The sequence below is a fragment of the Italian clover phyllody phytoplasma str. MA1 genome, assembly GCF_000300695.1.
Classification (GTDB): Bacteria; Bacillota_I; Bacilli_A; order Acholeplasmatales; family Acholeplasmataceae; genus Phytoplasma.
In genome coordinates this window covers 1-7,371 of the sequence record NZ_AKIM01000054.1, presented here as the reverse complement: position 1 = coordinate 7,371, position 7,371 = coordinate 1, and the positions used below count along the sequence as shown (strand labels likewise).

The window sequence follows — 7,371 nt, the reverse complement described above, 5'->3', positions numbered from 1 at the left end:
AAAATGAACGAACAAGAAGCAGCAGCAATTTTATTTTCGTTAAATATGCATGAACAAACCCACAACAAAAAGAAAAAACAATCTAAAATCTATACAGGTATTGATTCTAAAGGTTTTATTGACACTCTTTGCCTTAAAAAGCCCAAAAAAAAGCAATTGAAATTAAAGGTTAATAACTGTGAAGAAATATTAATTAAACCAAAACACATCAAAAGAAATAAAAAAACCCAAAAAATTAAATATACATTGGCAAATATCCAATTAAAGGAACAAAAAGAATGAAATATATTTACGGTTTAAAACAAATTATGCATTTTTTAGCTAATATAGATACATTTCACATTTTAGTAAGTGCTAATATAAAACAAACTAACTATAATATTACGGAAAAAACATTATTTTTAAAAGAAACAGATATTGCCAAAATAAAAACAGTATTGCAAGAATTAAATAAAACCCTTTTTAATTTAGAGTTTGATGATACTTTAGAACAAAAATATTTTTTTAATAAGCAAACAAAACAATTATACATTAATCCTGCTAAAATAAATGTTTCTTCTTTCTATGAGCAAAATAAGCATAAAAATAGTCCTGCTTGGTTAGATAATTTCGAAAAAGAATTAGGATTTAAAAATTAAAAGGAGTTTATAACATCAATGAAAATTCAAGAAATTCAAATTAACAAAAAAACAGAAATAATAGCTTTTTTAAAGCAAGAAGGGTTATTAGTTCATGATGAACGATTTTATATAGACAAAATGGAATTATTTTTAAATAAGACCAATTTTTGTCTACATTATAATAAATCTCTAGAAGGGCTTTTTTTACAACAATCTAAAAAAGATGTTTTAGAAAATTTTATTGTTGATCACTCTCTAGAAAGTTTTTTGAACTATATCGAAATGAGAAAACCCAAAAAAGTTTATCTTTTTTATAAAAACAACAAAAATAGGCAAAGGAGTTTGAGAAGATGAAAAAAAATATTTTTGCTATCCCCGCTATTAAAGTAGCATTAAACCAAAATAGTTGGGAATGGTTTCGACATCGTAAAAAATTTATCAATGCTTCCGAAGTAGGAACAATAATGGGTCTCAATCCTTATGAAACCAAAGAGGACTTGCTTTTTAAAAAAGTATTTGGGAGCGATTTTATTACTAATGAAGCAGTGGAACACGGCAAAATAACCGAACCAAAAGCAAGAAATTTTTATTGTTTTTGTCATGGGTTAAAATATGTTCCCGCTGTTTTTACCAGAGGTTTAATGTCCGCCTCTTTAGATGGTTATAACGAAGAAACAAAAACTTTGTTAGAAATCAAATGCCCTTTAAATCCTGATGGTCCTAGTTGGCAAGTTTTTTTTAAAACAAAAGAAATACCTCCATATTATTGGGCCCAAATACAAGCTCAACTTTATTGTAGCGGTTTGGAAAAAGGTTATTTTTTTGTTTTCGTGAATGACAAACTTTTCCGAACCCAAGAAGTTTTTTTAGATAAAAGTTTTATAGCGAAAATGTTCATGGAAGCAGAAGCTTTTCAACAAGAATTAGATAAAAGTAGAAAGATGGTCGATTTAGCTCGTCTGGCTGAAAATAAAAAAAATTAACATCAATAATAAATTAAAAAAGAAAGAGGAATTAAAAAAATGGCTAAAAAAAACAAAAAAAAGGACATGACTGAGAATAATGGCGCCACCACATGTTCTAAAAAAGAATTAATCAAACAAATCGCTGCAACAACTCAAAACACTGTTAAAGCAACAGAGGAATTTTATAATGCTTTCGAAAAAAATTTATTTCAAGCTATAACTACTTATGAAAAAGTAAACTTATCGCCTTATATTGGTAAATTTGTTTTAAAAACTCGTGCAGCCTACATAGGAAGAAATCCTAAAACAGGCAAAAAACTTAAAATACCCGCGAAAACAGTAGTTAGTTTTAAAATTGCCTCGGTTTTAAAGCAAGAAGTGGCTGATCTAGAAATCGTTTAACCAAAATTGTTCTTACCCATAAAGAAGGGGAAAAATTTCTTAGAACTCCTTTAATTTTCTCCTTCTTTTTTTCTCCTACTTTATGGGTAAGAAAACCATTATCAAGAAAGGAAATAAAAAAAATGGCTGTAAGAAAAAAAGGCACTCATGCTCAACCGATGAACGCTAAAAAACAACTTAATAAAAAAACTACAAATAAAAAGGTTGATAAAAAGGACAAATTATTTATTATCGCACAAATAAACAAATTATTAAAAGAATTGGAATAAAACCTAGAAAGGAATAAACCTTATGTTGAATTGGTTATTGAAAATAAAAATGTTTCTTCTGGCTTTGTTTTTAAATATAAGCGATTTTTGTCTCAAATTTGTTAAAGGATTTACGGTTGAGGAAATTTTGACCCATAGAATAGATACTATGCAAACCACTATTTTTACTGTCTTGCTTATAACAGGGTTTAAACCTGTTTTCCAATTATTAATTAATATTATTGTTTTTGTAAAAGACATCATTATGGGTTGTTTTTTTAAGCAAAGAAAATTAAAACATTTAGCGAAAAAAGAGGCTAAACAAGAAGAAAACCTCCAATTACTATTGCAAAAGCTTGAAAAGATAAAAAGTTCTAACCACAAATTAAGAGAACAAATAGAAACTTTAACACAAAATATTGGAAAAAAGGAAGAAAAACATGAATGAACATTTATTTAGTTTAGGTTTTATGTTAGGCAGTTTGTTTACTTGTGGTATTTTATTTTTAATAAAAAAGATTTTTTTTACTAATCATATCACCCCTTCGAACAAAGATTTAGAAGATATTTCCTTAATTATTAAAAATCTTCATATTAATCATAAAAAAGATAACCCACAAATAAATGCAAAAATAAACCAAGAAAGAGAAGAATAAAAAATATGGCTATTAATAAAAAAAATTCAGCAAAACCATTATCTAAAACTAGAAAATTGTTTAATTGGTGGTTAGTTATTGCCCTGCTTTTAACAGTGGTAACTATTAGTAGTTTATGCTTTAAAAACCATTTTCAAACTCAAGACCAAAAGCAAACTATTCAAGAAACAATAAATAATGAAAAACAAGAATGTCTAGATTTATACATCGACCAAATAAAAAAGTTAGAAGAACATATCAAAATTAAAGAAGAAGAATTAAAAGATAAAGAGCTGACAGCTGCTTATAAAAACACTTTAACTATTATTAAAGAACTTAAAGAAAAACAAAAAAAACAAATTCAAAATATTATTGATTTTAAAAACTACTTAAAACAATTAGAAAATAAAATTAAAAAAATGGAACAAAAAATAAAAAAAGCTCCTAATTTAGAAGAGAAACATCGTTTAACTGAAGATAAACTCTTAACAGAAAAAGAATTAATTCAACTAAAAAAAGAAGAAAAAACTTTAGAAGAGAAACAAGAGCTAACCAAAATTATCCAAAATATAGAAGAAAAATTAAAAGACACTAATTTAACTGCTACTGATAAAACTACTCTTAATAATGACAAAATTAGTAAAGAAAATAGAATCCAAACCATTGATAATAAAATAGCTCAAATAGCTACTAAAATTAATTTAAAACAAGATCTTGCTGCTTATCAAAGAGAAATAGAAGATCCTAATACGCAAGCAGAATTAAAACCTCATTTAAACGAATGCATTCAACATTTACAAGACCAATTAGCTAAATTAAATTAATATTAGTAAATACCAATGAGCCAATTAACTTTTATTGAAAAAATTGCTTTATATTTTAGTTGCCTTTTGTTAGGTTTTGGTCTTCATGCACAATTAAATTCTTCCCAAATTATTCTAGAAGAGAAATATTCTCTTCTAGAAAACAATAATAAAAAAGTAGCACAAGAAGAATTATTAAAAAATAATACCTATTTAAATAATGTCTTCAAACCACAAAACGAAATCATTAACAGTTTATTTTATGAACAAATAAAACCTCTTGAAGAAACTACTACTATGGCTGATATGAAAGTTTACCATGTTTATTTAGGACAAAATGCTACTATGAAAGATGCTTTAGGTTGGTTAGGTCATCATTTTAAAGATAAAACTTTTAAAAGCACTTTTACTTATGCGCTATATAATAATAAGACCAATGATCAACTTATTGAATTTGATTATCGTATTAAAGAACCACCACCACAAGGTTTTTTATTAGCTTATTTTGATGGTGGACAAAGAGAAGGGGTTAATAATACTTTCACTTTAGAGCAATTAAAACAAATGGGTCATGGAGCTAAAACGTTGTATTATTTATGGGCTAATCATCAGCCTTTACCGAACAAACCTAATGAAAACTTACCAGCTATTCCTTTTGAACCCACTAATTATGAATTAGAAATTTTTTATGATAAAGGAACTAATTTTGGTGGACCTTCTTATTTAGCGATTGATAAAATAGCTCTGAAAGATATTAGAAATCAGCAAATAGTTGCTATTTATCCTATTAATCAAAAAATTGAAGAACCTTTTGTGATCTTTAATTATGATTTTGAACTTAAATTTCCTTTTTATAATTACGTTCAAGAAGGCATGTTATGGAATACTAATCATATTAAATCTTTAAAAAAGATTGATTTATATGAGAAAAGAACTAAACAGAAAAGAACTTTATATTATGATGTAGATTAAAAATTATTAAAAAAGAAAGAAGTTTTATAAATTATTTAGTTTACTTATTATTTAATAATTTTAAGAATAAAGTGAAAGGAAAATTAAAAATGAAACAAAATCAACCTAAAAGTTGGTGGTATTATTTGAAAAATATTTAAATAAATACTTAGCCAAACACATTGTTCAAATTGGCTTAAAATTAATCGGTGGTTTATTCATTATGACTGTTACAATATGTGCGCTTAAGATGGTTCAACGCTAAATTGTATTACATAATTTTGCTCGTGCTCGGAGAAAGATAATTGAAAATAATATTCTTGTCCTTCAATAAGACATTAAACTGTTGAAAACTATACAAATTATTGGCGAATAATTGTATAGAAAACATTTAATTTATTTGTTTTTGAAATAAATAAAAATTATTTTACAAATATAAATTAATGTTTTTTTGAAAATTTTAACTTTAAGGCTTTGATGAGAACTATACAAATTATTGGCGAATAATTGTATAGAAAACATTTAATTTATTTGTTTTTGAAATAAATAAAAATTATTTCAAATAAAATTAAAATTGTTTTGATAACGTTTGTATTAATATTAAATTCTCCTTTCTAAACCTTATTTAGAAAGGAGAATTTAATATTTAAAATCAATTAATAAATAAAATGAAAAAATAAAAAAGAATAACTTTCTTAGTCCTCAAATAAGACGTTAAACTGATTTTTTTAAATTAAAAAGAAAGGAAAATGCCATGCATGTTATTAATTAAAACAAAGCTTTATTGGTTGTTTGTAGGTCTTTTAAGTTTATTTACTGTCATTCTTTTTAGTTATGGACTTTATACCAAATATGCTAACCCTCAAACCCTTTCTCTTGGACAACAAAATAAAACCAAAGAGGCAAGGGAAGCAGCAGAACAAATTCAAAAACAATTAAAAGCTTTAGGAGACCAATTAGCCAAAGAAAACCAACAAAGAGCATTAATAAGAAAGCAGTATGACCTTATTGATTATGAAATAAATCAAAATATAGCTGCTATTAATACTTTAAACACCAATATTACCGAAAAAGAACAAACTTTAGCTGCCTCTTTTGACACCTTAAGCGCAGAAGAAAAAACTCAATTACAAGAAGAAATTAATGTTTTAAAAAAGCAAAGAGATGAACATTTGGGAAAAGGAAAAGCTTTAATTATCCAAAGAAAAAATTTAGATCAAGAAGAACAAAAAATTATTCAAAATATGGATGATTTACAACAAAAAACCAAAAATATCGCCTCTTTAGCTTCTTTAACAGATAATATCAACCTGCTCCAAGAAACTATTCAATATAATTATGCCAATAAAACTTTAATTAAAAAAATGTTAGCGCAAGCTAAAGATAATAAAGAAGAAATTAAAAATCTAAAAAGTTATGATTTATTTTTAGACGAACAATTATTATATTTTGGCCAACAAGTAAGACAATTAGAAAAAGAATTAAACGCTAAAAAAAATAATCAATTGTATCAAGAGGATAAAGCAATCATTACTTTTAAAGATGTTTTCGGGATGGAACGAGAAAAAGAAGCTTTACAAGATTTGATTTATTATTTTAAAAGCGATCAAAAATTAGTTAATTTTGATAAAGTAACTCCGCGTGGTTATTTGCTATATGGCCCACCAGGGACAGGAAAAAGTTATTTAATGAAAGCTCTTTGTGGTGAAGCAGGTGATATTCATTTTATCGAAATTGAACCATCTAAATTTGATAAAACTTATGTTGGCGAAGGGAACGAAGAATTAGAAAAAATTTGGGCCGAAGCGGAACAGTATGATAAAACGATTATTTTTATCGATGAAATAAGTGGTTTAGCTAATAGAGAAGATAAAAACACTAGTCAAACTGCTAGTAATATTCTCAACAATTTATTAACCAAACTGGATGGTTTCAAAAAAAGCGATAAAAAAATCATTTTAATGGGAGCTACTAATCATTTAGAGAAAATAGATTCCGCTCTAAGAAGTCGTTTTTCGGAAGAAATTAAAATAGATTTAATTAAAAACGAAGAAATAGCTAAATTTTTAAAATTTTTAGTAAAACCTTTTCAAATCAGTTATCATACTTTTTTGCATTTAAATGAAATAGCTAAAAGATGCGAAAATAAACATTATTCTAATCGTGCTTTAACTGAGTTAATCGAAGGTGCTTATAAAAAAACTAATCGTTATAAGTATGAGAATCCTTTAGAACATGAAGTAATGCTGCCTTCTGACTTAGATGAAGTCCTAGATAATAAACAAAATATTGTTAAAAGTCAAGAGGAAATAATCCAAAGAAGAAAAGCTTGTGAAGAACAATATGCCACTTGGAAAGAAGGGTTTCAAAGATATTTACCTAAACCAAAAGATATGACTAAAGTAGAAGCAGTTTATACTTTTTATGGTTTAGAAGGTTTAGGTTATTATCAAAAAATCATGAATCAATTGAAATATGATCAACATCCCTTACAAAAAGAATTAAAAACTCTGTTAGAACAAAAAGATAAATTAGCAAGCGAAGTAATAGCTTTAGAACAAGATCAAGCTAGGAATAAAACTTTCATAGAACAAAAACAAAACGCTATAACTCTTTTAGAACAACAAATTAAAAATCTAAACAATGAGATTACAGAAGAAAAAGAGTTGTGTGAAGAAAGAATAAAAACCCAAAAAGAACCAACTGATTTAGCTTATTTTGTTAAACATCCTTTTAACCAATGGAAA

Annotated in this window: 11 protein-coding genes; all 11 read left to right on the top strand. The window is 26.2% G+C overall.

Features of this window, described 5'->3' with window-relative positions:
* A partial coding sequence (locus RI01_RS03675; RefSeq protein WP_026052452.1) for a hypothetical protein occupies nt 1–282 on the top strand: 282 nt, incomplete at its 5' end.
* The gene (locus tag RI01_RS02335) at nt 279–638 is read left to right on the top strand and encodes a hypothetical protein (protein WP_017193065.1); all 360 of its coding nucleotides are present in this window, start codon (nt 279–281) and stop codon (nt 636–638) included. The genes RI01_RS03675 and RI01_RS02335, both read left to right, overlap by 4 nt.
* An 18-nt stretch (nt 639–656) precedes the next feature.
* A complete protein-coding gene (locus tag RI01_RS02330; RefSeq protein ID WP_017193064.1) occupies nt 657–974 on the top strand; it encodes a hypothetical protein in 318 nt (105 codons plus the stop codon).
* Nucleotides 971–1,603, top strand: a complete 633-nt coding sequence (locus RI01_RS02325) for a lambda-exonuclease family protein (RefSeq protein ID WP_017193063.1) — start codon at nt 971–973, stop codon at nt 1,601–1,603. Before RI01_RS02330 ends, RI01_RS02325 begins: the two co-directional genes overlap by 4 nt.
* A 39-nt stretch (nt 1,604–1,642) precedes the next feature.
* On the top strand, nt 1,643–1,987 hold the full coding sequence (locus RI01_RS02320; protein WP_017193062.1) for an HU family DNA-binding protein: 345 nt from the start codon (nt 1,643–1,645) through the stop codon (nt 1,985–1,987).
* Nucleotides 1,988–2,109: 122 nt separating this feature from the next.
* The gene (locus RI01_RS03775; RefSeq protein WP_017193061.1) at nt 2,110–2,256 is read left to right on the top strand and encodes a hypothetical protein; all 147 of its coding nucleotides are present in this window, start codon (nt 2,110–2,112) and stop codon (nt 2,254–2,256) included.
* A gap of 22 nt (nt 2,257–2,278) precedes the next feature.
* On the top strand, nt 2,279–2,683 hold the full coding sequence (locus RI01_RS02315; protein WP_017193060.1) for a hypothetical protein: 405 nt from the start codon (nt 2,279–2,281) through the stop codon (nt 2,681–2,683).
* A complete protein-coding gene (locus tag RI01_RS02310) occupies nt 2,676–2,891 on the top strand; it encodes a hypothetical protein (protein ID WP_017193059.1) in 216 nt (71 codons plus the stop codon). Before RI01_RS02315 ends, RI01_RS02310 begins: the two co-directional genes overlap by 8 nt.
* Before the next feature lie 5 nt (nt 2,892–2,896).
* On the top strand, nt 2,897–3,694 hold the full coding sequence (locus RI01_RS02305) for a hypothetical protein (protein WP_017193058.1): 798 nt from the start codon (nt 2,897–2,899) through the stop codon (nt 3,692–3,694).
* 15 nt (nt 3,695–3,709) lie between these two features.
* Complete coding sequence (locus tag RI01_RS02300) at nt 3,710–4,645, top strand: hypothetical protein (RefSeq protein ID WP_017193057.1); 936 nt, start codon at nt 3,710–3,712, stop codon at nt 4,643–4,645.
* Between the two features lie 737 nt (nt 4,646–5,382).
* Nucleotides 5,383–7,371 (top strand): AAA family ATPase (locus RI01_RS02295; RefSeq protein ID WP_017193056.1); only part of this gene is annotated, 1,989 nt, incomplete at its 3' end.

What these genes read in the sequence shown, in the direction of transcription:
- RI01_RS02335 (WP_017193065.1), top strand. Translation starts at nt 279, where the DNA reads ATGAAATATATTTACGGTTTAAAACAAATTATGCATTTTTTAGCTAAT.
- RI01_RS02330 (WP_017193064.1), top strand. Translation starts at nt 657, where the DNA reads ATGAAAATTCAAGAAATTCAAATTAACAAAAAAACAGAAATAATAGCT.
- RI01_RS02325 (WP_017193063.1), top strand. Translation starts at nt 971, where the DNA reads ATGAAAAAAAATATTTTTGCTATCCCCGCTATTAAAGTAGCATTAAAC.
- RI01_RS02320 (WP_017193062.1), top strand. Translation starts at nt 1,643, where the DNA reads ATGGCTAAAAAAAACAAAAAAAAGGACATGACTGAGAATAATGGCGCC.
- RI01_RS03775 (WP_017193061.1), top strand. Translation starts at nt 2,110, where the DNA reads ATGGCTGTAAGAAAAAAAGGCACTCATGCTCAACCGATGAACGCTAAA.
- RI01_RS02315 (WP_017193060.1), top strand. Translation starts at nt 2,279, where the DNA reads ATGTTGAATTGGTTATTGAAAATAAAAATGTTTCTTCTGGCTTTGTTT.
- RI01_RS02310 (WP_017193059.1), top strand. Translation starts at nt 2,676, where the DNA reads ATGAATGAACATTTATTTAGTTTAGGTTTTATGTTAGGCAGTTTGTTT.
- RI01_RS02305 (WP_017193058.1), top strand. Translation starts at nt 2,897, where the DNA reads ATGGCTATTAATAAAAAAAATTCAGCAAAACCATTATCTAAAACTAGA.
- RI01_RS02300 (WP_017193057.1), top strand. Translation starts at nt 3,710, where the DNA reads ATGAGCCAATTAACTTTTATTGAAAAAATTGCTTTATATTTTAGTTGC.